The sequence below is a fragment of the Streptomyces xanthophaeus genome (assembly GCF_030440515.1).
Classification (GTDB): domain Bacteria; phylum Actinomycetota; class Actinomycetes; order Streptomycetales; family Streptomycetaceae; genus Streptomyces; species Streptomyces kutzneri.
Genome location: NZ_CP076543.1, coordinates 2283709 through 2308279 on the forward strand (window position 1 = coordinate 2283709; position 24571 = coordinate 2308279).

General features: G+C 71.3%; 20 protein-coding genes. 6 read left to right on the forward strand and 14 right to left on the reverse strand.

Annotated elements, in window-relative coordinates; translation table 11 throughout:
* The first annotated feature begins 72 nt into the window (after positions 1-72).
* Positions 73-2232 carry a RecQ family ATP-dependent DNA helicase gene (locus KO717_RS09595; protein WP_301365928.1) on the forward strand — a complete coding sequence of 720 codons (2160 nt, stop codon included), beginning with the start codon at positions 73-75 and terminating at the stop codon, positions 2230-2232.
* 214 nt (positions 2233-2446) lie between these two features.
* Positions 2447-3076: a hypothetical protein gene (locus KO717_RS09600; RefSeq protein ID WP_301365929.1), complete on the forward strand. Its 630-nt coding sequence runs from the start codon at positions 2447-2449 to the stop codon at positions 3074-3076.
* 285 nt (positions 3077-3361) lie between these two features.
* On the opposite strand, the gene KO717_RS09605 is transcribed toward KO717_RS09600, so the two are convergent.
* The 3 genes from KO717_RS09605 to KO717_RS09615 all read right to left on the reverse strand — a co-directional run bounded on the left by KO717_RS09605 (position 3362) and on the right by KO717_RS09615 (position 5488).
* Positions 3362-4000 carry a hypothetical protein gene (locus tag KO717_RS09605; protein WP_301365930.1) on the reverse strand — a complete coding sequence of 213 codons (639 nt, stop codon included), beginning with the start codon at positions 3998-4000 and terminating at the stop codon, positions 3362-3364.
* A gap of 59 nt (positions 4001-4059) precedes the next feature.
* A complete protein-coding gene (locus tag KO717_RS09610) occupies positions 4060-4770 on the reverse strand; it encodes a ribonuclease HII (protein ID WP_301365931.1) in 711 nt (236 codons plus the stop codon).
* A 115-nt stretch (positions 4771-4885) separates the two neighbouring features.
* On the reverse strand, positions 4886-5488 hold the full coding sequence (locus KO717_RS09615) for a TetR/AcrR family transcriptional regulator (RefSeq protein WP_301365932.1): 603 nt from the start codon (positions 5486-5488) through the stop codon (positions 4886-4888).
* A gap of 143 nt (positions 5489-5631) precedes the next feature.
* Here KO717_RS09615 and KO717_RS09620 point away from each other — a divergent pair, with 143 nt between their 5' ends.
* Entirely contained in the window at positions 5632-7185 is a 1554-nt protein-coding gene (locus tag KO717_RS09620) for an MFS transporter (RefSeq protein WP_301365934.1), read from the forward strand.
* Positions 7186-7278: 93 nt separating this feature from the next.
* Here the strand turns inward: KO717_RS09620 and KO717_RS09625 are convergent, their stop codons facing one another.
* From KO717_RS09625 to KO717_RS09645, 5 genes are all read right to left on the reverse strand, one after another.
* On the reverse strand, positions 7279-9030 hold the full coding sequence (locus KO717_RS09625) for a DUF4153 domain-containing protein (protein WP_301365936.1): 1752 nt from the start codon (positions 9028-9030) through the stop codon (positions 7279-7281).
* A 268-nt stretch (positions 9031-9298) separates the two neighbouring features.
* The gene (locus KO717_RS09630) at positions 9299-10216 is read right to left on the reverse strand and encodes an ADP-ribosylglycohydrolase family protein (protein WP_301365938.1); all 918 of its coding nucleotides are present in this window, start codon (positions 10214-10216) and stop codon (positions 9299-9301) included.
* 11 nt (positions 10217-10227) lie between these two features.
* The gene (locus KO717_RS09635; protein WP_301365940.1) at positions 10228-10887 is read right to left on the reverse strand and encodes a histidine phosphatase family protein; all 660 of its coding nucleotides are present in this window, start codon (positions 10885-10887) and stop codon (positions 10228-10230) included.
* A 74-nt stretch (positions 10888-10961) separates the two neighbouring features.
* Positions 10962-11567 (reverse strand): YdbC family protein, encoded by a 606-nt coding sequence (locus KO717_RS09640; RefSeq protein ID WP_030008846.1) that lies wholly within the window; start codon positions 11565-11567, stop codon positions 10962-10964.
* Positions 11568-11599: 32 nt separating this feature from the next.
* On the reverse strand, positions 11600-12439 hold the full coding sequence (locus KO717_RS09645; RefSeq protein ID WP_301365943.1) for an arylamine N-acetyltransferase family protein: 840 nt from the start codon (positions 12437-12439) through the stop codon (positions 11600-11602).
* Between the two features lie 95 nt (positions 12440-12534).
* Here KO717_RS09645 and KO717_RS09650 point away from each other — a divergent pair, with 95 nt between their 5' ends.
* A complete protein-coding gene (locus tag KO717_RS09650) occupies positions 12535-13494 on the forward strand; it encodes a DUF1152 domain-containing protein (RefSeq protein WP_301365944.1) in 960 nt (319 codons plus the stop codon).
* Between the two features lie 13 nt (positions 13495-13507).
* Here KO717_RS09650 and KO717_RS09655 read toward each other — a convergent pair whose 3' ends face one another.
* On the reverse strand, positions 13508-14293 hold the full coding sequence (locus KO717_RS09655) for an amidohydrolase family protein (RefSeq protein WP_301365945.1): 786 nt from the start codon (positions 14291-14293) through the stop codon (positions 13508-13510).
* 101 nt (positions 14294-14394) lie between these two features.
* On the opposite strand from KO717_RS09655, the gene KO717_RS09660 reads away from it, so the two are divergent.
* Positions 14395-14748, forward strand: a complete 354-nt coding sequence (locus tag KO717_RS09660; protein ID WP_301365947.1) for a MerR family transcriptional regulator — start codon at positions 14395-14397, stop codon at positions 14746-14748.
* A gap of 168 nt (positions 14749-14916) precedes the next feature.
* Here the strand turns inward: KO717_RS09660 and KO717_RS09665 are convergent, their stop codons facing one another.
* Together KO717_RS09665 and nrdR are read right to left on the reverse strand one after the other, a co-directional pair.
* Complete coding sequence (locus KO717_RS09665) at positions 14917-17805, reverse strand: vitamin B12-dependent ribonucleotide reductase (RefSeq protein WP_301365949.1); 2889 nt, start codon at positions 17803-17805, stop codon at positions 14917-14919.
* Positions 17806-17949: 144 nt separating this feature from the next.
* The gene (nrdR, locus tag KO717_RS09670) at positions 17950-18462 is read right to left on the reverse strand and encodes a transcriptional regulator NrdR (protein WP_301365950.1); all 513 of its coding nucleotides are present in this window, start codon (positions 18460-18462) and stop codon (positions 17950-17952) included.
* A gap of 469 nt (positions 18463-18931) precedes the next feature.
* Here nrdR and lexA point away from each other — a divergent pair, with 469 nt between their 5' ends.
* Entirely contained in the window at positions 18932-19726 is a 795-nt protein-coding gene (gene lexA, locus KO717_RS09675) for a transcriptional repressor LexA (protein ID WP_030713361.1), read from the forward strand.
* A 94-nt stretch (positions 19727-19820) separates the two neighbouring features.
* Here the strand turns inward: lexA and KO717_RS09680 are convergent, their stop codons facing one another.
* From KO717_RS09680 to KO717_RS09690, 3 genes are all read right to left on the reverse strand, one after another.
* On the reverse strand, positions 19821-21791 hold the full coding sequence (locus tag KO717_RS09680) for an ATP-dependent DNA helicase (protein WP_301365953.1): 1971 nt from the start codon (positions 21789-21791) through the stop codon (positions 19821-19823).
* Positions 21792-21843: 52 nt separating this feature from the next.
* Positions 21844-23736, reverse strand: coding sequence for an IucA/IucC family protein (locus KO717_RS09685; protein ID WP_437184486.1), 1893 nt, complete (start codon positions 23734-23736; stop codon positions 21844-21846).
* Between the two features lie 98 nt (positions 23737-23834).
* Positions 23835-24548, reverse strand: a complete 714-nt coding sequence (locus tag KO717_RS09690) for a GNAT family N-acetyltransferase (protein ID WP_301365955.1) — start codon at positions 24546-24548, stop codon at positions 23835-23837.
* Positions 24549-24571 lie beyond the last annotated feature (23 nt).

A 24571-nucleotide genomic window follows, 5' to 3' on the forward strand; every position in this document is an offset into this window, starting at 1 on the left:
CTCACGCCGCCGCCGTCCACAGGCCGGGAGCGGCATTGGCGCGATGTCGGAGGCATCAGGTTGCATGGGGGTATGAACGCAGACCTGAGGTCCTCGGCCGACTCCGTACTAGCCCGTCTCGTGGGCGACCCCACGGGCGCCGCCAGGCTGCGCGAGGACCAGTGGCGGGCGATCGAGGCGCTGGTGGCGCACAAGCGGCGGGCGCTGGTGGTACAGCGCACCGGCTGGGGCAAGTCCGCGGTGTACTTCGTCGCCACCTCGCTGCTGCGGGCGAACGGCGCCGGCCCCACCGTGATCGTCTCCCCGCTCCTCGCGCTGATGCGCAATCAGGTCGAGGCCGCGGCCCGGGCCGGGATCCGCGCCCGCACCATCAACTCCGCCAACCCCGAGGAGTGGGAGGGCATCCAGGCCGAGGTGGCGGCGGGTGAGGTCGATGTCCTGCTGGTGAGTCCGGAGCGGCTCAACAACCCTGATTTCCGCGACCAGGTCCTCCCCAAGCTCTCCGCCGCCACCGGGCTGCTCGTGGTCGACGAGGCGCACTGCATCTCCGACTGGGGTCACGACTTCCGCCCCGACTACCGCCGGCTGCGCACCATGCTGGCCGACCTGCCGCCGGGTGTCCCCGTGCTGGCCACGACCGCAACGGCCAATGCCCGCGTGACCGCCGACGTCGCCGAACAGCTCGGCACCGGGGCCGGTACGGACGCTCTGGTGCTGCGCGGCCCTCTGGACCGCGAGAGCCTGAGCCTGGCGGTGCTGACCCTGCCCGACGCGGCGCACCGGCTGGCCTGGCTCGCCGACCACCTCGGGGACCTGCCCGGCTCCGGGATCATCTACACGCTGACCGTGGCGGCCGCCGAGGAGGTCACCGCCTACCTGCGCCACCGCGGGCACACCGTGGCCTCGTACACCGGCAAGACGGAGAACGCCGACCGCCAGCAGGCCGAGGACGACCTCCAGGCGAACCGGGTCAAGGCGCTCGTGGCCACGTCCGCCCTCGGGATGGGCTTCGACAAGCCCGACCTGGGCTTCGTGGTGCACCTCGGCTCGCCCTCCTCTCCCATCGCCTACTACCAGCAGGTCGGCCGCGCGGGCCGCGGCGTGGAGCACGCGGAGGTCCTGCTGCTCCCCGGCCGGGAGGACGAAGCGATCTGGCAGTACTTCGCCTCGGTGGCCTTCCCGCCGGAGGAGCAGGTGCGCCGCACGCTCGACGTCCTGGCCCAGGCCGGCCGGCCGCTGTCGCTGCCCGCCTTGGAGCCGCTGGTCGATCTGCGCCGCACCCGGCTGGAGACCATGCTCAAGGTGCTCGACGTCGACGGCGCCGTGCACCGCGTCAAGGGCGGCTGGACCTCGACGGGCGAGCCCTGGGCCTACGACGCCGAGCGCTACGCGTGGGTCGCCCGCCAGCGGGCCACGGAACAGCAGGCCATGCGTGACTACGCCGCGGCCACCGGATGCCGGATGGAGTTCCTGCGCCGCCAGCTCGACGACGAGGAGGCGGCGCCCTGCGGCCGCTGCGACAACTGCGCCGGGGCCCGGTTCACCGCGGAGGTCTCCACCACGGCACTGGACACCGCGCGCGGTGAACTCGGCCGCCCCGGCGTGGAGCTGGAGCCGCGCAAGATGTGGCCGACCGGGCTCGCGGCGGTCGGCGTCGACCTCAAGGGCCGTATCCCCGCCGGGGAGCAGGCCTCGACGGGCCGGGCGCTGGGCCGGCTGTCCGACATCGGATGGGGCAACCGGCTGCGACCGATGCTGGCTCCGCAAGCTCCGGACCAGCCGGTTCCGGACGACGTCGCGCAGGCCGTGGTCGCGGTGCTCGCGGACTGGGCCCGAGGCCCCGGCGGCTGGGCCTCGGGTGCGCCGGACGCACCGGCCCGGCCGGTGGGCGTGGTCGCCCTGCCCTCGCGCAGCCACCCCCAGCTGATCGGTTCGCTGGCCGCGCGCATCTCGGAGATCGGGCGGATGCCGTTGCTCGGTGCGCTCGCCTACACGGACCAGGCCCCGGAGTTCGGATCGGTGTCCTCGAACAGCGCACAGCGGGTGCGGGGGCTCCACCAAGCCCTCACCGTGCCCCCGGCGCTGGCCGATGCGCTGGCGCAGTCCGCGGGCCCGGTGCTGCTCGTCGACGACCGCACGGAGAGCGGATGGACCGTCGCGGTCGCCGCCCGGCTGCTGCGACGGGCAGGCGCGAAAGAGGTGTTCCCGCTGGTGCTGGCGCTTCAGGGCTAGCCGAATGCGTCATCTTCGGCGTGGCGGGGCAAGGATATGAACGGCATACCGGCGAATTCCGGTCGGCGGCGTCAATTGCTCGTTGCCGCACGCTCAGAAGCCACGCGAGAATTGGGGTGCTCCCGCTCGGCTCCTCGGCACCCTCCTGGGCCGCGCTGCGGCGCGCCCTGACTCCACCGTGCCCGTTCGCGGGCGTGTACCCGAAGGGAGGACCGTGACCTTCGGATTCGCGCCGCCCCCGACCACGTCCCTGGCAACAGCCGCCGGCGGCACAAGCCGGCACGGCAGACTGCTGGAACCCGCGGAATGGACAGCGGCGGGCATTCCGCTGCTCCGCAATCCGCGCGAAGTCGTCAGCGGACTGCACTCCCGGCACAGCCCCGTGCCCTCCACCGCGGTCATCGCCGTCCTCGGCCCGGAGGAGCAGCTCGTGGCGAGCGCCTCCTTCGTGCAGCGGTCGGCCTCGGCCGACGGCTGGGAGTACCGCAACGCCCTGCTGTCGCGGCTGCGCCGGGTCCTCCCGCACGACCTGCGCAGACGGACCCCGGTGCGAACGGCGGTGCTGCTCTACTGCCGCGAGGGCGACGAGCGGTGGACCGAGGAGGACGGGGCGTGGATGTGGGGGCTGCGGGACGCCTGCACCCTGCACGGCCTGCGCTGCGGCGCGTACATCACGCTGACCCGCGGAGGCTGGCAGGTGCTGGGCGAGGGCCGTGGCGGTCGGCGCCCGAGCTCCGACTCGCGGCCGCAGCGCCTGGGCGACACCGTGGCCGAGTTCTCCCCGCTGGCCCTGCACACCGGGGGCGGCGCGGTCGAGGCCCTGCGGCGGACCGCCGCGCGCTGACCCCCGTAGACCCCCGGGTGCAGCCCCCACGGGTACGGCCCGCGCCCGCGCCGCTGTCATGGCGGGGCTGCCACCCCGTGCGGCTGCCACCCGTACACGTGCGGCTGCCACTCGTACAACGGCACGGCACGCTCGCCTTGCGTGCGGGCATGCCTCACGGCCGTACACCCGGGAACGGGCGTACGGCGGATCAGGCCTCAGGCTCCGACCCGGGCCCCGGCGCGGGCTTCAGCGGGGCCGGCCCATGGCCCGCCCCGCCCCTCGCCCGTGCCGGGGTACAGGGCGTCAGACGCCCGCACCCAGCACGGAGTTGATCTGCTGCGGGTCGCCGCACACGATCAGCAGCGCACCCGCCCGGGTGAGCGCGACCGGCAGGGCTCCCGCGATGGTGTCGACCGCTCCGCCGTTGGCCGCGAAGACCACGACAGGACGGCCTGCTGCGCGCTGGACCTGCGCCGCGTCCGCGTAGAAGACGTCGTCCCCGGCGTCGTGCAGGGCCCAGTACGCGGCCTCGCCGAAGGACAGCTCGTGCGCGGCCCACGGGTGCGGGTCGCCACTGGTGAGCACCAGGATGTCGCCGGGCGCGCGCCCGGTGTCGAGCAGCAGGTCGACGGCCTCTTCGGCCGCGTCCAGCGCACCCTCGGCGGAGGCCGGGATCAGCTGGATCTGCGGCACCGCCGCGGAGACGGACGGTGTGGTGGGGGCAGGGACTGCGGGAACGGGTCCGGGGGTGGCCTGCGGCGCACGCTGCGCGGGCGGTGCGGGCCTGGCGGGACCGGGGCGGCCGGGCCGCGGTACGGCGGCGGGACGCGGACCAGGTACAGGGCGGGGGGTCTGCGCGGTGCGGCTCGCGGCCGGCGTGACGCGGGGACCCTGGGCACTCTCGTGAATCTGAGGCTCCTCGATGGCGGGGGTGAGAGGCATGAGTTGATATCTATCAAACACCGGTACGAAACGTACCGGTCGGTGGCACACGCGTGCGATCAGAATTCGAAGCCGAGTTGGCCTCCGTTTTCCAGCTCCATCGACTCCTCGCTGCGGCGCACCTTCTTGAGATGGCGCCACCGGGGCAGCGCGTCGAGGTACGACCACGAGAGCCGGTGGTAGGGGGTGGGCCCCAGCTCCTCCAGCGCCGCCCGGTGCACGGGCGAGGGGTATCCGGCGTTGGTGGCGAAGGCGAAGTCCTCGATCCCACCGCCCCGTTCACCGAGTTCGGCCATCATGCGGTCGCGGCGGACCTTGGCGATGACCGAGGCCGCGGAGACGGCGATACAGGACTGGTCGCCCTTGATCACCGTACGGACCCGCCAGGGCGGGCCGAGATAGTCGTGCTTGCCGTCGAGTATCACCGCGTCGGGGCGCACCGGCAGCGCCTCCAGCGCGCGCTCCGCCGCCAGCCGGAGGGCGGCCGTCATCCCCAGGTCGTCGATCTCCTCGGGCGAGGAGTGCCCGAGTGCGTACGCGGTGACCCAGTCCTCCAGGACATCGAGCAGGGCGTCGCGTCGCTTGGGGGTGAGCAGTTTGGAGTCGGTGAGCCCGGCGGGCGGCCGGCGCAGGCCGGTGATCGCCGCACACACGGTGACGGGACCGGCCCAGGCCCCTCGTCCGACTTCGTCGACCCCGGCGATGACCTTGGCGCCGGTGGTTGCACGGAGGGAGCGTTCGACGGTGTGGGTGGGTGCTTCGTACGGCATGGCGCCAGCAAGGTTACGCCGCCCCGGGGCCACTGCACACCCCCGCCCCGGTCCGACCCGCCCGGGACCGGACGCGAACCCCGCTCCGCGCGCCCCGCGCCGCCCCCGCCCCGTCTCACACCCTGAGCAGCGGCACCATCACCTCGTCGATCAGCGCGGCGATGTCCGTGTCCCCCCATTCGCTTCCGCACACCTTGGCGCGGTACATCAGCATCGCCGGAATGACATCCACGACAAACGGACCAGTCGCGTCCCGCCGTACGTCACCCCGCACGATTCCACGCTCCACAAGCTCCCTGATCAGACGCTGGGCCGGCTCGTGCAGACCGGACCAGATGACTCCGTGAAACCGATCGGCATGCATGTGATCGCATTCGTGAAGCACTGACCGCAGAGCCTGTCCGGCGCGCGAGTGCATCACATCCCGCGTGCTCACACACAGCAGGTAGAGGTCCTCGCGGATCGAACCGCAGTCGGGAATGTCACCGATCCGCGGCAGACCGCTGCGCAGCGCATCGGCCACCAGGTCCGCCTTCGACGGCCAGCGGCGGTAGAGCGCGGCCTTGCCCGTCTGGGCGCCGGACGCGACACCCTCCATGGTGAGCGCGTTCCAACCGACCGTACTCAGCTGCTCCAACGCGGCGTCGAGAATCGCCCGTTCGAGCTCCGGACCCCGCCTGCGCCCCGGTGACGCCGCTGACCAGCGCGAACCCACCATCTCCCCACCTCCGACCGGCTTGCGCGTTCGACGCACACATTTTCAGCCTTAGTGAACGCTTGCGTTCACTAAGCAGCGGCTCCTACCGTGGACCCGCAGTGAACGAATGCGTTCACTATTTCACTTTGGGGGGGGGATCCTCAGTGACAAGCTCTCAACTCGCCACACCCCGGATACCGGGCGCGGCACGCCGGGAGGGGCGCCCCGGAGTGGCGCTCGCCGTCATCGCCGCGTGCCAGCTCATGGTCGTCCTCGACGCGACGATCGTGAACATCGCGCTCCCGCACATCCAGAGCGCTCTCGACTTCACCACCACCGACCTCTCGTGGGTGCTCAGCGCCTACACCCTCACGTTCGGCGGCCTGCTGCTGCTCGGCGGCCGGGCGGGCGACATCCTGGGCCGACGCCGCGTGTTCCTGGCCGGAATCCTGCTCTTCACCCTGGCCTCCCTCCTCGGCGGCTTCGCCCAGGAGCCCTGGCAGCTGCTCGCGGCCCGCGCCCTGCAGGGGGTCGGCGGCGCGATCGCCTCGCCGACCTCGCTCGCCCTGATCACCACGACCTTCCCCGAAGGCCCCGAGCGGAACCGGGCGTTCGGGGTGTTCGCCGCCGTCTCCGCGGGAGGCGGCGCGATCGGCCTGCTGGCGGGCGGCATGCTGACCGAGTGGCTCGACTGGCGCTGGGTCCTTTTCGTCAACGTGCCGATCGGCGTGCTGATCGCGGTCCTCACCCCGCTCTACATCACCGAGTCCGAGCGCCACCCCGGCCGCTTCGACATCGCCGGAGCCCTCACCTCCACCGGCGGCATGGCCTCGCTCGTGTACGGGTTCATCAGCGCCGCGGAGAAGGGCTGGCGCGACGCGGTCACGCTCGGCTCGTTCGCCGCGGCCCTGGTCCTGCTCGGGCTCTTCGTCGTCATCGAGTCGCAGGCCCGCGAGCCGATCATCCCGCTGCGCATGTTCGCCGACCGCAACCGCACCGGCACCTACGTGATCATGCTCGGCCTGGCCGCCGCGATGTTCGGCATGTTCTTCTTCATCGTCCAGTTCGTACAGAACGTGCTGGGCTTCTCCCCGATCCAGTCCGGACTCGGCTTCCTGCCCGTGACGGTCGCCATCATCACCGCCGCCGGCCTCTCGCAGCGCTTCCTGCCGCGCTTCGGGCCCAAGCCCTTCATGGTCCTCGGGTCCGCGCTCACCGGCACCGGTCTGGCCTGGCTGACCTTCATCCGGACCGACAGCTCCTACGTCTCCGGAGTGCTCGGGCCGATGCTGCTGTTCGGCTTCGGCATGGGCCTCAACTTCGTGACCCTCACCCTCACCGCCGTCTCCGGCGTGGCGCCGAAGGAGGCGGGTGCGGCCTCCGGGCTGCTCAACGCCAGCCAGCAGGTCGGCGGCTCGCTCGGCCTGTCCATCCTGGTCACCGTCTTCGGCACGGCCAGTCGTGACGAGGCCACGAAGCAGGTCCCGTCCTTCATGGCGCAGGCGGACCCCGAACAGATCGCCGCCTTCAAGGAGACCGGCTTCCTGCCCGACCCCTGGGGCGACCTGGTCCTCGCCCACGGCATCTCCACCGCGTTCTACGCCGCCGTCGCCATGGCGGGCCTGGCCCTGGCGACCGCCCTGCTGGTGATCCGGGTACGCAAGAGCGACCTGGAGGCCCTGGCCGGCGCCGCCGCGAAGGCCGGTCCGGCCGCCTGAGCGAGATCTTCCGTACGGGGGCGGGGCCGGGCGCGGGGAGCGAACCCCGCACCCGGCCCCGTACGTGTCTTCCGCGGAGCCGCCCGTAGGGGCTCAGTACTCGATGCGGCTGCCGAAGGCGCCCAGGCGCGAGCAGACCTCGTACGAGGCGGTCACCGGACGCTCCCGCAGGATCTGCCGGGCCCGGTACTCACCCCAGCTCATCGCGTACCAGGGGACGTCCCCGGCCTTGGCCAGCTCGTCGTTGATCCCGCGCAGGGCGCAGGACCGCTGCGGCTCGGGCAGCCGGTCCAGGCCGGGAACGGCGTCGGCCGACAGGGACTGGAAGTAGGAGAGGTCGATCTTCGCCTCGTCCTCGAAGCGGGCCACGTTGCGCTCGGCGACCATCCCGTCCGGGGAGAGCAGGCCGAAGGCCAGGACGGCCGCGGCCGCACTGCCCGCGAAGGCGCGCGCCGGCCAGCGTCCGCCGAACAGCCCGGCCGCCATGATCAGTACGATGACCAGCCCGAGCCACAGCTCCATCGCGGCCACCGACACACGCAGCCTGGTCAGCCCGTACGCCTCCACGTAGAAGTCCATCCGGCGCAGCGCGGAGGCGACGACGACCAGCGTCAGCGCGCACAGCACCCCGAGCACGATGCGGACGAAGCGGCGGTCGCCCGGTCCGGAGCGCGGGGCCCAGCGCAGGGCGAGCGCGATCACGGCGAGGGTGAGCAGGGTGGCCCAGAGCAGTTGCCAGAAGCCCTCGCGGGCGTAGTCGGCGTAGCTCAGGTCTGCGCTCTTCAGGACCTTGTCGTAACCGCCGAACAGGACGGCCAGCTGCACGGCGTTGAAGCCGGCGAAGAGCAGGTTGAGCACGACGAGCGGAAGGGCCCATTCGACGCGGGAGCGCGGCTTGCCCGGAGCCACCTTGATCCGGTCCCAGCGCAGCGGGGCCGCGGCGGTGCGGGCCGCGGCGAGCGCGAGGACGGCGCCGAGGAGGAAGAGCACGAACCGGATGGGCCCGTCCTCGACCGACACGTCGGGCAGCAGGTCGCCCAGCAGATCGGCGAAGGCCGCGTCGGCGGAGGCGAACAGCGCGCCGAAGAGCAACAGCAGGACGACGGCCACACCGGCCGCCTTGGCAACGGGCAGCCAGCGGTCCTTGCTGACCCCTCCACGTGAGCGGAGCCCGGTCAGCAGCCAGCCGATCCCGGACACCGCGGCGTCGAGGAAGCCGAGCGGGCTGAGCAGGACGCCCGGCCAGGTGCGGCTGCCGTGCAGGGCCAGCGCGCCCAGCAGGACGGCGGACAGGATCGCCAGTGTGGCCGGCCATGCGGAGTCGCGCAGGGCCGGTACGGCGAGCAGGGCGAGACAGCCGATCACCCAGGCCACGGTCCAGGGGCGGGCGCTGCGGCGGGCCGCCCGGGCGGCGACGTACGCCGCGACGACGGCGGGCACCACCGCGAGCAGCAGGCCGGGCCCCATGCCGTCGCCCAGCAGCAGCGCGGCGGCGAGACCGGAGGCGAGGACGGCGACGAGCGTCGCGGTCCGGATGGGTGCGGCCTCGGCGGGGCGCACCAGGGTGGCCCAGGAGGGCGCGGCCGAGCGCTGCTGCACCTGCCACGGGTTCGCGGGCGCTGCGCCGGCCCACGCCCCCGGCTGCGGCTGCGGCTGCGGCTGCGGCTGCGGACCGGCCTGCGACGTCGGCCGAGGGCCTGTCTGCGCCCTCGGCGGTGGGCCGGCCGCGCCGGTGCTTCTGCCGTCGGCCGGATCCGGCCTCGCGGGCGAATCCCCGGCCGCGGCCTCTGCGTTGACCGCGTCGTCGGTCCGGGTTTCGTCCGCCCCGCCGGTGTTCTCTGACATCGGGTTCCCTCCCCTTTCGGCCGCCCCGGAGTTCAGGTCGGGGCGGCGCTGCGGACAGGGTAGGCCGGAGCAATGCAGTTTTGAACAGGATCAAAAGAGTGCTGTGGCAGGACCGTGACAATCGGAGGGGGATATTTCACCGCGCGCCGGACGCGCCCGGGGCACCGGACGCCTCGATCGCACCGCACTCGCCTGAGTCGCCGATTCGCACCGACCTGCACCGAACCGCACCGATTCCCCGGCGTTCCGTCGGGTCGGGCCACGGGCGTCAGCCCGCCGCGACCTCGGGCAGCCAGGCCGGCAGCGCCTCGGTACGCGCCAGCCATGCGGCCGGCAGCACGGCGTCACCGCGCGCGCCCAGCACCCCGCCGACGATCGCGCAGGTCGTGTCGACGTCCCCGCCCACCTGCGCGGTGGTCCAGAACGCCCGCTCGTAGTCGTCCAGCGCCCGCGCCGCCGACCACAGGGCGAACGGCACCGTGTCGTGCGCGCTCGTACGCCGCCCGCAGCCCAGGACCGCCGCGACCGTGGTGGCGTCGCCGTAGTCCAGCATGTCCCGCGCGCGCCGCAGCCCCGCGCCCACCGCGCTGCGCGGCACCAGTGCGATCACCCCGTCCAGCAGGTCGGAGGCCTTCGGCGGGCCGTCGGTGCCCGCGGCCAGTGCCGCCGCAGCTGCGACGGCCATCGCCCCGCACACGGCCTCACGGTGCTGGTGGGTGGTGTAGGCGGAGATCTCCGCCTGGTGGGTGGCCTGCTCCGGGTCGTCGGCGTACCAGGCACCGAGGGGCGCGATGCGCATCGCGGCGCCGTTGCCCCACGAGCCCTGCCCGTTGAACAGTTCGGCGGCCAGCGTGCGCCAGTCCTGCCCCTCCCGCACCAGACGCAGCATCCGGTTCACCGCCGGCCCGTAGCCACGGTCGAAGTCGTGGTGGTGGGCGAAGGAACTCGCGAGCGCGTCCTGGTCGATCCGCCCGTGGTCGGCCAGCACGGCCACCACCGAGCAGGCCATCTCGGTGTCGTCGGTCCACTGCCACGCCTCGGCGCCGGTGGGCAGCTCGCGCCGTTTGAGCAGCGGGTAGTTCACGGGGACGAAGTACTGGGAGCCCAGGGCGTCCCCCAGCGCCAGCCCTCGGAGGCTGGCCATGGCGCGCGCGTAGCGCCGTTCGGGAGTGGAATCAGGCGTCATCGCGGGCCACTCTAGCCGTCCAGGTCATAAGGCTCGGGTGTGGTCCACCGCTCAAACGGGCGGTCCAGCCGGTACCGGCCGTCCGGGCCGAGCAGGAGCACCCGGAATTCGCCGTTGCCCGGATTGGACAGGGCCTCGAATTCGGCCACGGACCAGTGGAACCAGCGCATGCAGAACAGCCGCATCGTCAGGCCGTGCGTCACCAGGAGCACGTTCTCGGGATGGTCGGGCGCCTCGAAGCTGCGGTAGAGACTCTCCAGGAAGGACCCGACCCTGTCGTACACGTCGGCTCCCGACTCGCCCTGCGCGAACCGGTAGAAGAAGTGGCCGTAGGCGTCCCGGTACGCCTTCTGCAGCCGTACGTCGTTCTGGTCCTGCCAGTTGCCCCAGTCCTGCTCGCGCAGGCGCGGCTCCTCGCGCATCCGCACCCGCGTCGGGTCCAGCCGGAGCTCCCGGAAGGTCTGCAGGGTGCGGCGGTACGGGGAAACGTACGCGCTGATCGTCTCGGTGCCGAAGAGCTCACGCAGCCGGACGCCTGCCGCCGACGCCTGCTCGCGCCCGGCAGGGGTGAGCCGCAGGGCGTGGTCGGGCTCCCGCTCGTACACGGAGTCGTCGGCGTTCCCCTCCGATTCCCCATGCCGGACAAGGACGATGCGCCGTGGTCGAACCATTCCACGAGCCTATTCGGCGACCGGGCGGCCCGCCGACCGGGCACGCCGACGGGACCCCGGCGATCGTCGTACGGTCATACCGTCCAGGAGGGTTCGAGGTCGACGACATCGCCGGTGAGGGCCTCGACATCGGCCTGGATCTGGGCGCGCAGGGAGAGCCGCTCGACCCGCTCCTGCCGGTACTTGCCGTGCTCGGCGGCGGCGTGCCACATCGAGAGCACCAGGAACTCCCGGCCCGGGGCCTCCCCGAAGAGGCCGCGGACCATACCGGGCGAGCCCGCCATCGCCGGGTTCCACACCTTCTCCTGCATGAGGGCGAAGTGGTCGACCCGGCCCTCCCGGACCCGCGTGTGCGCGACCCGTACGACGTCGGCATCGGTGAAGCGCGGCTCGAAGCCGGTCTTCACGTCGAAGCGGTGGTCGAAGAGCGTGACCCGCAGATCGGTGTAGGTGCCGTTCTGGGAGGCGGCCAGCCGGTCGTGCGAGCGGGCCATGAAGGAGTCGTAGAAGGACCGGCTCTCCCAGAACGCGAAGACATGCGCGACCCCCTGCCGGCCCCGGCTCCAGCCGCCGCCCTGCCCCCGGAATCCCGGCTCACCCGGCAGCCCCGCCCATTTTCGCTGCCCGCGCTCGAACCCGCGTCGGTCCGTCACCGTGCAGCGAATCCACTTGACCAGCACTGCGCCATCGTACGGGCCAGGCGCGGCCCCGGTCAGTCCTCGGCGCGGTGGATCCGCACCAGTTCCGCCGCGTCCCGATCGGACAGCCGAAGCCCGAACTCCCGGTCGAGCAGGGCGAGCAGCCCGTCCGGGCCGACGATCTCCTGCTCGGCCCGGCCGTCGGGGTGCAGCCGGGTCAGTTCCCGCCCGACGAGCGCCTGGCGGACGCCGTCGCCCGGCTGCTGGACGATCAGCCGCCCGGCGAAGGAGGAGGCGGGATGGCTGGAGCTGTAGTGGTTGAGTACGACGTAGTCGACGGGGTGGTAGCGCTGCGGGGAGAAGGCGTACAGATCCCGCCAGGTGTCGCCGCGCAGCAGGCACAGCGCGAGGACGCCGTCCTCCTCCTCGCGGACGCGGTACGTCCACTCACCTTGCCGCGCCTCGGCGCCCGGCCGTCCCAGCGGCACCGGCTCCCGGGGCCCCTGGAAGCCGAACCCGGCGTCGCACAGCCACGGTTCACCCTCTACGGTGACGACGAGGACGGCGTGCGTCACCGCGAGGACCGAGTCCCCGCGGGTGCGGTTGCGGGCACCGCGCCCGGAGACCTCGAAGCCGATCCGCTCCAGGGCGGCGGCCAGCAGCGAGTTCTGCTCGTAGCAGTAGCCGCCGCGGCGGTGGTGCACGAGCTTGTCCTCGATCGACTTGAGGTCCAGCGCGACGGGGCGGCCGAGCAGGACGTCCAGGCTCTCGAAGGTGATGGCGGCGGTATGGGCGCGGTGCACTGCGTACAACGTGCGGAGGTCCGGCCGGAGTTCCCCGGACGGCCCTCGGTGCCCCCGATATCCGATCCGGTCCAGATACGCGTCCAGGTCCAGCTCGTCACCGCTCCACATGACTGACCATCTCCCCGTTCCCCCGCCTCGTCGGCCACCGCACTGCCGTGAAATCCGCAGGCGCGCGGTCACACGCGCCCCGCACAATGATCGGCATGACGGCCCTGCACTCCAACCCGCTTTTCGACCGCCTCGCCGACGCCGAAAACATCCTGGTCACCGGGGCGGGCGGCGGGTTCGACATCTACGCCGGCCTCCCTGTGGCCCTGTCCCTCATGCACCAGGGCAAGCGGGTCCACCTGGCGAACCTCTCCTTCAGCGCGCTCGCCGGACTGCCCACCGAGGCGTGGGTGGCCCCCGACCTGGCCGCCGTCACCCCCGACTCCGCACCCCACCTGTCCTACTTCCCCGAGCGGACCCTGGCCCAGTGGCTGCAGGCACACGGCTACCCGGCCACCGTGTACGCCTTCCCCCAGACCGGGGTGCAGCCGCTGCGCGCCGCCTACCGCGAGCTGATCGACCTCCACCACATCGACGCGATCGTCCTGGTCGACGGCGGCACGGACATCCTGATGCGGGGCGACGAAGCCGGCCTCGGCACCCCCGAGGAGGACCTCACCAGCGTCGCGGCGCTCGCCGCTCTGGAGGACGTACCCGAGCGCCTCGTCGTGTCGGTGGGCTTCGGTGTGGACGCGTACCACGGGGTCAGCCACGGCCTGGTGCTGGAGAACATCGCGGCGCTGGAGCGCGCGGGCGCCTACCTCGGTGCGTTCTCCATACCGCGCGCCACCAGGGAGGGCGCTCTCTTCCTGGACGCGGTGGCCCATGCCCAGAAGCAGACCCCGGACCGGCCCAGCATCGTGAACGGATCGATCGCCGCGGCCGTCCGGGGTTCCTTCGGTGACGTGCAGTTCACCAGCCGCACACGGGGCAGCGAGCTCTTCGTGAACCCGCTGATGTCGCTGTGCTTCGCCTTCGACCTGCCGGGGCTCGCCGCACGCTGCCTCTACCTGGACCGCATCGAGGACACCCACCTGATGCGCCAGGTCCATTCCCGGATCGCCGAGTTCCGTGAGGAGCTGGTCACCCGTCCGTCCCGCCGCATCCCCCATTGACCCGTGCCGGTCGTCAAAGTCCGAGCAGTTCCGCGAGGGTGCCGCCCAGCACGCGATCGCGCACCGTGCCCGGCCTGGTGACGCGTTCGACGGTGGCCCGAGCGAGGAACGGATCGCCGTACGGCGCGTCCGAGCCGAACAACGTGCGGTCGGGCACTTCGTCGATCGCCAGCCGCACCGCGAAGATGACGCCGGCCGTCGACAGTTCCAGGTACAGGTTCGGGGTCTCCCGGGCCAGCTCGATGGCGGTCAGCCAGTTCGACCCGCCGAGTTGGCTGATCACCAGGGGGACGGACGGGTGTGTGCGCGCGAGTCCGGCCAGAGTGGCGAGGTCCCCCGCCGTGGTCGGCGCGTACCCGTGCACGACCACCGGCAACCCGCCGTGATCGGCGGCCGCTCGAAGAACCGGCTCGATCCGGTCCGCCCGCTCCGGCGGCGGGGTCAGCTCACCGATGCCCCGGAAGCCCCGGCCGACGACCTCACGCTCGACGGCCGCCTCGATCTGCTGCGCCGGCTGATCCAGCCGGACCTTGCCGAAGCCGATGAAGCGATCGGGATACGCCGCACACGCCGCCGCGAGTTCCTCACCCGCGGCCCGGTGGCCGTCCGGATCGCCGGAACGTCCGCCGACCGTCTCGTGCAGCACACTCATCTCGCGCCGGAAGGAGGCCAGATCGGTGGCCCGCTCGGGATGCGGCCGGGTGCTGAAGAGCACCGCGCGGTCCACTCCTGCCTCGTCCAGCAGGGCGATGTGACGGTGCACGGGGTCGTGGACATGGCTGTGTGCATCGATGATCAACGGAAGCTCCTGGTCAGGACCGGTGTAGGCGGCGGAATGCCGCCGCCGGTCCCATCGTTCAACGTTGACACGATGGCAAGGTCAAGCTCCGGGGAGAAGCAATGCTGATCGGCCGGCTGGCCCAACGGACCGGGACGAGCGAGCGTCTGCTCCGGTACTACGAACGCGTCGGCCTTCTCGCTTCGACCCGCCGGGCCAACGGATACCGCGACTACGACGATGCCGCCGAGCGGACGGTCGATCAGATCCGCGCCCTGCTGGCGGCCGGGCTGTCCACCAGCCTGATCAGGCAGGTGCTGCCCTGCGCCCTCGCGGACGGCTCGCTGCGCCCGTGCCCGGGAGTGCTGGACAAGCTGCGCGCGCAGCTCACCCACCTCGACCGGCGCGCCGAGGATTTGGCACAGGCCCGCCGGACTCTGCGGCAGGCCATCGCGGCAGCCGAACACGCCGAGTAGCCGCACGGCCGGGCTCGGCCGGGCTCGGCCGGGCTCGGCCGGGCTCAACGGCCGGGCCGCACCTGCACCCGACGCGACCGCGGCGCCGGTGAAACGCGCGGTGGGGTGTCCGCGTCACCGCGAACACCCCACCCGAACAGCTACCTCACGCCCCGCAGGGCGTCATGATCAGCTGCAGCCGCTCGTCGAGCCGCAGCCCTCGCAGATGTAGCAGGAGCCGGCGCGCTGCATCTTCGTACCGCACGAGAAGCAGAGCGGGGCGTCGGCGGAGACGCCGAGCTGCATCTCGACCAGTTCGGCGCTGCTGTGCGCGGTCTTCGGGGCCGGGACGGTGACGGCCGCGACCGGCTTCGGGGCCGACGGAACCGCGGCCAGCGGGGTCGCCTGCGTCAGGGACTCAGTGTCCAGCTCGTCGTCGAGCGGCTCGTAGGAACCGGTGTCCAGGTGACGCTGGCGCTCCTCGGCGGTGTGGATGCCGAGGGCCGAGCGGGTCTCGAAGGGCAGGAAGTCCAGCGCCAGGCGGCGGAAGATGTAGTCGACGATCGACTGTGCCATCCGCACGTCCGGGTCGTCCGTCATGCCGGCCGGCTCGAAGCGCATGTTCGTGAACTTCGAGACGTACGTCTCCAGCGGAACGCCGTACTGCAGACCGACCGAGACGGCGATCGAGAAGGCGTCCATCATGCCCGCGAGGGTCGAGCCCTGCTTGGACATCTTCAGGAAGACCTCGCCCAGGCCGTCGTCCGGGTAGGAGTTCGCCGTCATGTAGCCCTCGGCGCCACCGACCGTGAAGGAGGTGGTGATGCCCGGGCGGCCCTTGGGGAGGCGCTTGCGGACGGGGCGGTACTCGATGACCTTCTCGACCGCGGCGCGGATGGTGTCCTCCGCCTTGGCGGTGACCTCCTCCTTCTCCTCTTCCTTCTTCTTCGCGGAGAGGGGCTGGCCGACCTTGCAGTTGTCGCGGTAGATCGCGAGCGCCTTGACGCCCATCTTCCACGCCTCGAAGTAGATCTCCTCGATCTCCTCGACGGTCGCCGTCTCCGGCATGTTGACCGTCTTCGAGATCGCGCCGGAGATCCAGGGCTGGATCGCGGCCATCATGCGGACGTGGCCCATCGCGGAGATGGAGCGCTCGCCCATGGCGCAGTCGAACACCGAGTAGTGCTCGGGCTTCAGGAACGGGGCGTCGACCACGACACCGTGCTCGGCGATGTGGGAGACGATCGCCTCGATCTGCTCCTCCTGGTAGCCCATGCGACGCAGGGCCTGCGGGACGGTGCCGTTGACGATCTGCATCGAGCCGCCGCCGACGAGCTTCTTGAACTTGACCAGGGCCAGGTCCGGCTCGACGCCCGTGGTGTCGCAGGACATCGCGAGACCGATGGTGCCGGTCGGCGCGAGGACGGAGGCCTGGGAGTTGCGGAAGCCGTTCTTCTCGCCGAGGCGCAGAACGTCCTGCCAGGCCTCGGTGGCCGCGGCCCAGATGCTGTTGTCCAGGTCCTCGGTGCGCGGCGCGACCGCGTTGGCGTCGGCGTGCTGCTTCATGACGCGCTTGTGGGACTCGGCGTTGCGGGCGTAGCCGTCGTACGGGCCGACGATGGCGGCCAGCTCGGCGGAGCGCTTGTACGCGGTACCGGTCATCAGCGAGGTGATCGACGCGGCGAGGGTGCGGCCGCCGTCGGAGTCGTACGCGTGGCCGGTGGCCATCAGCAGGGCGCCGAGGTTGGCGTAGCCGATGCCCAGCTGGCGGAAGGCGCGGGTGTTCTCGCCGATCTTCTGCGTCGGGAAGTCCGCGAAGCAGATGGAGATGTCCATCGCGGTGATGACGAGCTCGACGACCTTGGCGAAGCGCTCGGCGTCGAAGGACTGGTTGCCCTTGCCGTCGTCGTTCAGGAACTTCATCAGGTTCAGCGAGGCGAGGTTGCAGGACGTGTTGTCCAGGTGCATGTACTCGCTGCACGGGTTCGACGCGGTGATGCGGCCGGACTCGGGGCAGGTGTGCCAGTTGTTGATCACACCGTCGTACTGGATGCCCGGGTCGGCACAGGCCCACGCGGCCTCGGCGAGCTTGCGGAAGAGCGCCTTGGCGTCGACCTTCTCGATGACCTCACCGGTCATACGGGCTCGCAGGCCGAACTCGGTGCCGTTCTCGACGGCCGTCATGAACTCGTCGTTCACGCGGACGGAGTTGTTGGCGTTCTGGTACTGGACGGACGTGATGTCGTCGCCGCCCAGGTCCATGTCGAAGCCCGCGTCGCGCAGGGCGCGGATCTTCTCCTCCTCCTTCACCTTGGTCTCGATGAAGGCCTCGACGTCCGGGTGGTCCACGTCCAGGACGACCATCTTGGCCGCGCGGCGGGTGGCGCCGCCCGACTTGATCGTTCCTGCGGACGCGTCGGCGCCGCGCATGAAGGAGACCGGGCCGGAGGCGTTGCCGCCGGAGGAGAGGAGCTCCTTGGAGGAGCGGATGCGGGAGAGGTTCAGGCCGGCGCCGGAGCCGCCCTTGAAGATCATGCCCTCTTCCTTGTACCAGTCGAGGATCGACTCCATGGAGTCGTCGACGGCCAGGATGAAGCAGGCGGAGACCTGCTGCGGCTGGGGCGTACCGACGTTGAACCACACCGGGGAGTTGAAGCTGAAGATCTGGTGCAGGAGGGCGTAGGTCAGCTCGTGCTCGAAGATCTCCGCGTCGGCGGGCGACGAGAAGTAGTCGAAGTCCTCGCCGGCCTTCGTGTACGTCTTCACGATCCGGTCGATCAGCTGCTTCAGACCGGTCTCGCGCTGCGGGGTGCCGACCGCGCCGCGGAAGTACTTGCTGGTGACGATGTTGACCGCGTTCACCGACCAGAAGTCGGGGAACTCGACACCACGCTGCTCGAAGTTGACCGAGCCGTCGCGCCAGTTGGTCATGACGACGTCACGGCGTTCCCAGCTCACCTCGTCGTAGGGGTGCACGCCCGGGGTGGTGTGGATGCGCTCGATACGCAGGCCGCCCTTGGCAGCCTTGGTCCCCTTGGCGCGGGAACCACGTGCCGAGCCGCTCGCCGTCTCTGTCATGCCGCTTCCTCCCATATGCGGGCAAAAACGCCCTAAAGTGCCATCGATATTCCGCGGCACGGTGCTGTGTCTTGTATCTACGTCTCTTCGCCTGGCCGACCGGCCGTGTCACGGCGCGTGAGCGCCCCGGCACGGGTGGTCCGGTCAGTCGGCGGCGGAGGCGGGCACGGGGACCTGGACGGTCCCACCGCGCTCGCACTCTTCAGGATGAGGCCGCGGCACGCGGAGTTCCGCGATGGCGGTCTCGAAGTCTTCAAGGGTGTCGAAAGCTTTGTAGACGGAGGCGAAGCGCAGGTACGCGACCAGGTCGAGCTCCTGCAACGGGCCGAGTATGGCCAGACCCACGTCGTGGGTGGTCAGCTCGGCACTCCCGGTGGCGCGCAGCGCCTCCTCGACCCGCTGGCCGAGCTTGGCGAGGGCGTCCTCGGTGACCGGCCGCCCCTGGCACGCCTTGCGCACGCCGGAGATGACCTTGGTACGGCTGAAGGGTTCCGTCACTCCGCTGCGCTTGATCACCATCAGCGAGGCCGTCTCCACCGTCGTGAATCGACGGGAGCAGTCGGGGCACTGGCGGCGCCTGCGGATCGACGTGCCGTCGTCCGTCGTGCGACTGTCGACGACGCGGCTGTCGGGGTGCCTGCAGAAGGGGCAGTGCATGGTTCCCTCACCCTCCGTTTTGGCACGACCGAATCACCCCACGTAGCCCCTGAACGACGGAGGCGGACTCCGTCGGGGGCTCGTGAAGCAGCCACCAGCATATGCGATGACGGGGCCCTCGGAAGACCCGAGGACCACAACCTCTGGGTGGCAGCGCTCATCCAACCACTAGATCTTGGGTTGTGGCGGATTTACGTGGCTCCGCGTGTCGCGGCGTCCGATAGGCGGATACGAGGCCTTCCGGTGCCACACTGGGCGCAGACCCGGAAGGCGGCGATCCGACCGGGAAGGGTACCGTAAGCGGCGGATGCCGAGCCGAACCCGCGTTCGGCGAACCGATCGTCCATACACCCCTTGATATGTCCACACAGGGCGATCTGCGATTTTTCACTCGAACGTGTGTTTGGCGCAACCTTTCGAAAGCTACTACCGTTGTCCAGCTAGGGAGAACATTTCGAGAGGGGCCGACGTGACCACCACCGCAGACAGTGCCGCCATCACTGCCCAGAACCGCTCCCAGAGCCGACTCGAGCCGGTGCATGCCATGAACGACGCAAACCTGAACCCGGATGCGGAACCCGTAGTACGCCCCGCACGCTCGCTGCCAGGTCGACCTCCAGGCATCCGCGCCGACAGCTCCGGGCTCACGGACCGGCAGCGGAGGGTCATCGAGGTCATTCGCGACTCCGTGCAGCGTCGGGGTTACCCGCCGTCGATGCGGGAGATCGGCCAGGCGGTCGGCCTGTCCAGCACCTCGTCGGTCGCACACCAGCTGATGGCCCTGGAGCGCAAGGGCTTCCTGCGCCGTGACCCGCACCGCCCCCGGGCCTACGAGGTGCGCGGCTCCGACCAGCCGAGCTCGCAGCCCACGGACACCACCGGCAAGCCCGCCGCCTCCTACGTTCCCCTGGTCGGCCGGATCGCGGCCGGCGGCCCGATCCTCGCCGAGGAGTCGGTCGAAGACGTCTTCCCGCTCCCCCGCCAGCTGGTCGGCGACGGCGAGCTCTTCGTGCTCAAGGTCGTCGGCGACTCGATGATCGAGGCCGCCATCTGTGACGGCGACTGGGTCACGGTCCGTCGGCAGCCGGTCGCGGAGAACGGTGACATCGTCGCCGCGATGCTCGACGGCGAAGCCACGGTCAAGCGCTTCAAGCGCGAGGACGGCCACGTCTGGCTCCTCCCGCACAACGCCGCCTACCAGCCGATCCCCGGCGACGAGGCGACGATCCTCGGCAAGGTCGTCGCGGTACTGCGTCGGGTCTGACCCCCGCCGCCCCCATACAGCCCCCGGGACCCACTGCGCCGGTTCCGGGGGTTGTTCTGTTCTTTGCGGCTGAACCGCCACCGCTGTCGCGGAACTACTTGCCGTCAGCCTGAGCGGCAGCGTCGATCGCGGCGAGCGAGCGGCGGGCCTGATTGCGGTCCGTGGTGTACCAGAAGTCCGGCAGCGTGGCCCGCAGGAAGCTCCCGTACCGGGCCGTCGCCAGCCGGGGGTCCAGGACCGCCACGACTCCCCGGTCGCCCGAGGCCCGTACGAGACGGCCCGCGCCCTGTGCCATCAGCAGTGCGGCATGCGTGGCCGCCACAGCCATGAAGCCGTTGCCGCCGTGCTCCTCGACCGACTTCTGGCGGGCGCTCATCAGCGGGTCGTCGGGGCGCGGGAAGGGGATCCGGTCCATGACCACGAGCTGGCAGCTGGGACCGGGCACGTCCACGCCCTGCCAGAGCGACAGCGTCCCGAACAGGCAGGTCTTCGGGTCGGCGGCGAAGGACTTGATCAGCTCACCGAGGGTTTCCTCGCCCTGGAGCAGGATCGGGTTGTCGAGCCGGCCGCGCAGCTCCTCGGCAGCCGCCTTGGCGCCGCGCATGGAGGAGAAGAGACCGAGGGTGCGGCCGCCGGCCGCCTCGATCAGCTCGGCGAGCTCGTCCATCATGTCGCCGCGGGTCCCCTCGCGGCCCGGCGTGGCCAGGTGCTTGGCGACGTAGAGGATGCCCTGCTTGGGATAGTCGAAGGGCGAGCCGACGTCGAGCCCGCTCCAGACGGGTACGTCGTCGCCCTCGACCCCCTCGGGGGACAGGCCCAGGGAGGCCGCGACCCCGTTGAAGTCGCCGCCCAGCTTGAGGGTGGCGGAGGTCAGGACCACGGAACGGTCCTCGAACAGCTTCTCGCGCAGCAGGCCGGACACCGACAGGGGCGCGACCCGGAGGGTGGCGCCGAAGCGGTCGTGGCGCTCGTACCAGACCACGTCGTACTCGGAGCCGTTGGTGATCCGCTCCGCCACCCCGTGGATGCTCTCCACCGCGGCCAGCGCCTGCTTGCGCACCGCGTCCTCGTCGTGGACGGACTTGTCCCGGGTCGCGCCGATCGCCGAGATCACATTGCGCGCGGAGTCCCGCAGGGACGTCAGCGCGTAGCCGAGGTCCTCGGGGATCTGCTCCAGGCGGCCCGGGAGCGCCAGCTCCATGACCCGCTCGAAGGTTTCGGAGGCGGTCTGCAGGGAGTCCGCGGTCTTCTCGTCGACCAGCTTGGCGGCGCGCTTCACGGCCCGGTTGACCTGGCCCGGGGTGAGCTCGCCGGTGGCGACCCCGGTCACCCGGGAAACCAGCTCGTGGGCCTCGTCCACGATCAGCACCTCGTGCTGCGGCAGGACGGGGGCGCCTTCGATGGCGTCGATGGCGAGCAGGGCGTGGTTGGTGACGACCACGTCCGCGAGCTTGGCCCGCTCCCGGGCGGCCTCCGCGAAGCACTCGGCGCCGTACGCGCACTTCGTCGCACCCAGGCACTCGCGGGAGGAGACGGAGATCTGCGACCAGGCCTTGTCCGAAACACCCGGAGTCAGGTCGTCTCGGTCGCCGGTCTCGGTCTCGTCCGCCCAGTCACGCATGCGCAGCAGGTCCTGGCCGAGCTTGCTGGTGGGTGCGGCCGCCTCGAACTGGTCGAAGAGGCCGTCCTCCTCGTCCTGCGGAGCGCCCTCGTGCAGGCGGTGCAGGCACAGGTAGTTCGACCGGCCCTTGAGCATGGCGAACTGAGGGCGGCGGCGCAGCTGCGGGTGCAGTGCCTCCACCGTCCGTGGCAGATCGCGTTCGACGAGCTGCCGCTGGAGGGCGAGGGTCGCCGTGGCGACGACCACGCGCTCACCGTGCGCGAGGGCCGGAACCAGATAGCCGAGGGACTTGCCGGTACCGGTACCGGCCTGGATCAGCCGGTGGGAGTTGTCGTCGATCGCTTCGGCGACGGCTTCGGCCATGGCTACCTGGCCGGGGCGCTCCGTGCCGCCGACGGCGGAGACGGCGGCGTGCAGCAGGTCGGGGAGGGAGGGCTTCGTCATAGCACTGCCAACCCTACGGGGCCGCACTGACAGCGAGCGCATCGGCGAGCAATCATGGCCGGTACAGAGGGTTGGGTACGGTGCCGTGCTGCACGGCGTGCGGGCGGTCCGGGCGGTCGCGGTAGCCGTCCTCGTAGAGCCGGTTCCGGTTGAGGCAGAGCCGTCCGATGCGTTCGCCGAGCAGGTCGAAGAGCTCGTAGCGGTCCTTGAGCTCCGGGAAGCGGGTCTGGTGGCGCAGGATCTCCGCCCGTACGAGGGACCAGAACTCGCTCTCCGGGACGCCGAGGCCGTCCTCGCACAGGGCCGAGAGGTAGCGGAAGACGCCGACGAACAGCCCGGAGTGGATGAACTGGGGCAGGAAGTCGGCGGGCTCGGTGAGCAGGACCGCTCGGACCTCGTCGGGCAGGGACTCCAGCTCGGGCAGCGGCTCGTCGGTGATGTTGACGTCGTCCACGAAGTCCTTGACCGCGAGCCGGACCGGGACGTCCTGCTCGTCGAAGATCACGATGGCGTTCTCGCCGTGCGGGGAGAAAACGGTGCCATAGCGGTAGAGGAAACGGAGCAGCGGGGGCAGGAGGGCGGCGAACAGGCGCTGCAGCCAGACGGTGGGGGTCAGTCCGGACCGGGCGACGAGCTCGGCGGTGAAGGACCGGCCGCGCGGGTCGGTGTGGAGGAGGGAGGCGAGCGTGCGGGCGCGCTCGCCGGGTGCCAGCAGGCCGGTCAGGGGCTCGCGCCAGATCGCACCGAGGAGCTCCTTGTACTGGTACGGAACCTCCGGGAGCTCGTCGTAGACGGGGTGGCGGACGGTGACGGAGGCGACCTCGCCGAGCAGGACGACCCGGCACTCGTCGCGGAGGAAGGGGTCGCCGTCGCGGAGGGAGTGGATCCAGGCGGTGACGGCGGGGGCCGCGAGCGCGAGGTCACTGGGCAGTCCGCGCCAGACCATGGTGTTGAAGACGGAGAGCGGGAGTTTGAGGCTGTGCCGGTCGGGCCGGCTGAGGTTGAGGAAGGTGCGGACGGACTGCTGCGGGAGACGCACGTCGGGATCGGCGGGGAGCGGCACCAGGGCGCCGGAGGTGAGCGCCGGGGCGAAGAGGGGGAGGACGACCTCGTCCCACTGCCAGGGGTGGACCGGGAGGTAGAGGTAGTGGACCGGGTCGAGGCCGCGGTCGCGCAGGGACCGGTCGAAGGTGGCCCGGGTGACGGGGTCGAGCTCTGCCGTGTAGAGACGGGCGGGATCCTCCAGTCCGGCGGTCCCGCGGTAGGCGGCGAGCGTGGTGTGGGCGGCGAGCCAGGGCAGCCGCTGGCGGGTGCGGGCCTCGGGGGCCCAGGCTGCGGTGTCGGAGGCGGAGAGTCCGATGCGGCCCTTGTTGGGGACGAGCCAGGGGTGGCCGGTCTGGTGGCCTTCGAGGGCGGCGTAGTCGAGGTCGGCGAGGACGTCGGCGGTGAGTGCCGTGTGGTCGAGCCGGGCGTCGGCGGTGAGGGTGGCGCTGAGCTCGCGGACGAGGTGACCGAGAGTGGGTCCGTCCAGGCCGAGGAGGGTACGCGCCCGGATGAGGAAGGCGTACGGGTCCCCGAAGGCGGTCGGGCTCCCGAGGTCGCCCGGCACGTTCGGTGAGGGCGGTGACGTCGGCGCGCGCGCCGGCGGGGTCAGGGTGATCGTGTCCGGGGCGACGTGCCAGCTGCCGTACGAGCGCCGGCGGGCGCGGAAGCCGAGGCTGCTGCCGTCGTCGAGGGTCAGGGTCCAGGCGTCCCCGGCGGCGGCCGGTGCGGGGACGGGGCGGATGATCTCCTCGTAGGCGAACTCGCCGAGCATCTTGGCGAGCATCCGGCGGGCGGCGAAGTCCCAGGTCGCACCGTTGAGTTCGGGCGGCGTGCAGGGGTGCTGGGGCGACGGCGGCACGGCGGGTTCGGCCGCGTCGGGGGCTGCGGGGAAGTTCGGCACGTGGCTCCTCGGAGGTCGGGAACTTTGCTTCGCTACGCAGAGTTATCGAAGGGAGAGGTGCGAAGCTGCCGACGACGGTCGGGGTTGCGGGGCGGCACTCAGAGGAGATTGCGCAGCGCCCGCTCCCGGATCATCAGGGCGGCCCGCTTCTCGGGAAGGTCGATTTCCGCGGAGCAGCGGAAACCGGAGTTCAGGAAGGCTGATACGGAGGGGGTGTTGCGGATGTCCGGTTCCGCGACGACGCGTGTGCAGCGGGGGCGGTTGCCGAGGACCAGGTCGGCGACGGCGCGCAGCAGAGCTGTTCCCAGTCCCCTGCCACGGTTCGTGCCGTCTCCGATGAGCAGGTGGATACCCGTGTCGTGGGGGCGCGCCGGGTAGTGCCCGGAGAGCGGGTCGAGGTCGGCCCGGTAGATCTCCCAGTAACTCATCGGCGTGCCGTCGAGGAGGCCGAGGCAGGGGATGCTGCGGCCGTCGCCGTCGAGCTGGGCCCGCAGGTGGTCGGCGGTGACCGCGGCAGGGCCCGCGAGCTCCCAGTAGGCGGCCACCTCGGGATCGTTCATCCAGCCGGTGAGGAGCTCCAGGTCGCGACCGGGCCGCACGGGTTCGAGGCGGAAGGCTCCGGCGGGTGTGGTGACGCTGCCCCAGATGGCGGGGGAATCGAGCAGGTCGGCTTCGGCGAGCAGAGGCAACAGTTGTGCGTCGAGGCGTTGTCCACGCCTGCCGCCGGCAACTTTGACGACGCCGGTGGCGGTGCGGGTGCCGTGGGCGGATCCGGTGGCCGGAGCTGGGGCTGAGGTGTGGGTGGAGGGCATCGGGGGCTCTTCTCCGCGTCGGC

Bases quoted from the DNA above. Each gene is read 5' to 3' on its own strand.
- KO717_RS09650 (WP_301365944.1), top strand. From the start codon at position 12,535: ATGACGGCCCTGCACTCCAACCCGCTTTTCGACCGCCTCGCCGACGCC.
- KO717_RS09610 (WP_301365931.1), bottom strand. From the start codon at position 4,770: ATGCCGTACGAAGCACCCACCCACACCGTCGAACGCTCCCTCCGTGCA.
- KO717_RS09630 (WP_301365938.1), bottom strand. From the start codon at position 10,216: ATGACGCCTGATTCCACTCCCGAACGGCGCTACGCGCGCGCCATGGCC.
- KO717_RS09595 (WP_301365928.1), top strand. From the start codon at position 73: ATGAACGCAGACCTGAGGTCCTCGGCCGACTCCGTACTAGCCCGTCTC.
- KO717_RS09690 (WP_301365955.1), bottom strand. From the start codon at position 24,548: ATGCCCTCCACCCACACCTCAGCCCCAGCTCCGGCCACCGGATCCGCC.
- KO717_RS09680 (WP_301365953.1), bottom strand. From the start codon at position 21,791: ATGACGAAGCCCTCCCTCCCCGACCTGCTGCACGCCGCCGTCTCCGCC.
- KO717_RS09605 (WP_301365930.1), bottom strand. From the start codon at position 4,000: ATGCCTCTCACCCCCGCCATCGAGGAGCCTCAGATTCACGAGAGTGCC.
- KO717_RS09665 (WP_301365949.1), bottom strand. From the start codon at position 17,805: ATGACAGAGACGGCGAGCGGCTCGGCACGTGGTTCCCGCGCCAAGGGG.
- nrdR (WP_301365950.1), bottom strand. From the start codon at position 18,462: ATGCACTGCCCCTTCTGCAGGCACCCCGACAGCCGCGTCGTCGACAGT.
- KO717_RS09625 (WP_301365936.1), bottom strand. From the start codon at position 9,030: ATGTCAGAGAACACCGGCGGGGCGGACGAAACCCGGACCGACGACGCG.
- KO717_RS09615 (WP_301365932.1), bottom strand. From the start codon at position 5,488: ATGGTGGGTTCGCGCTGGTCAGCGGCGTCACCGGGGCGCAGGCGGGGT.
- KO717_RS09645 (WP_301365943.1), bottom strand. From the start codon at position 12,439: ATGTGGAGCGGTGACGAGCTGGACCTGGACGCGTATCTGGACCGGATC.
- KO717_RS09660 (WP_301365947.1), top strand. From the start codon at position 14,395: ATGCTGATCGGCCGGCTGGCCCAACGGACCGGGACGAGCGAGCGTCTG.
- KO717_RS09635 (WP_301365940.1), bottom strand. From the start codon at position 10,887: ATGGTTCGACCACGGCGCATCGTCCTTGTCCGGCATGGGGAATCGGAG.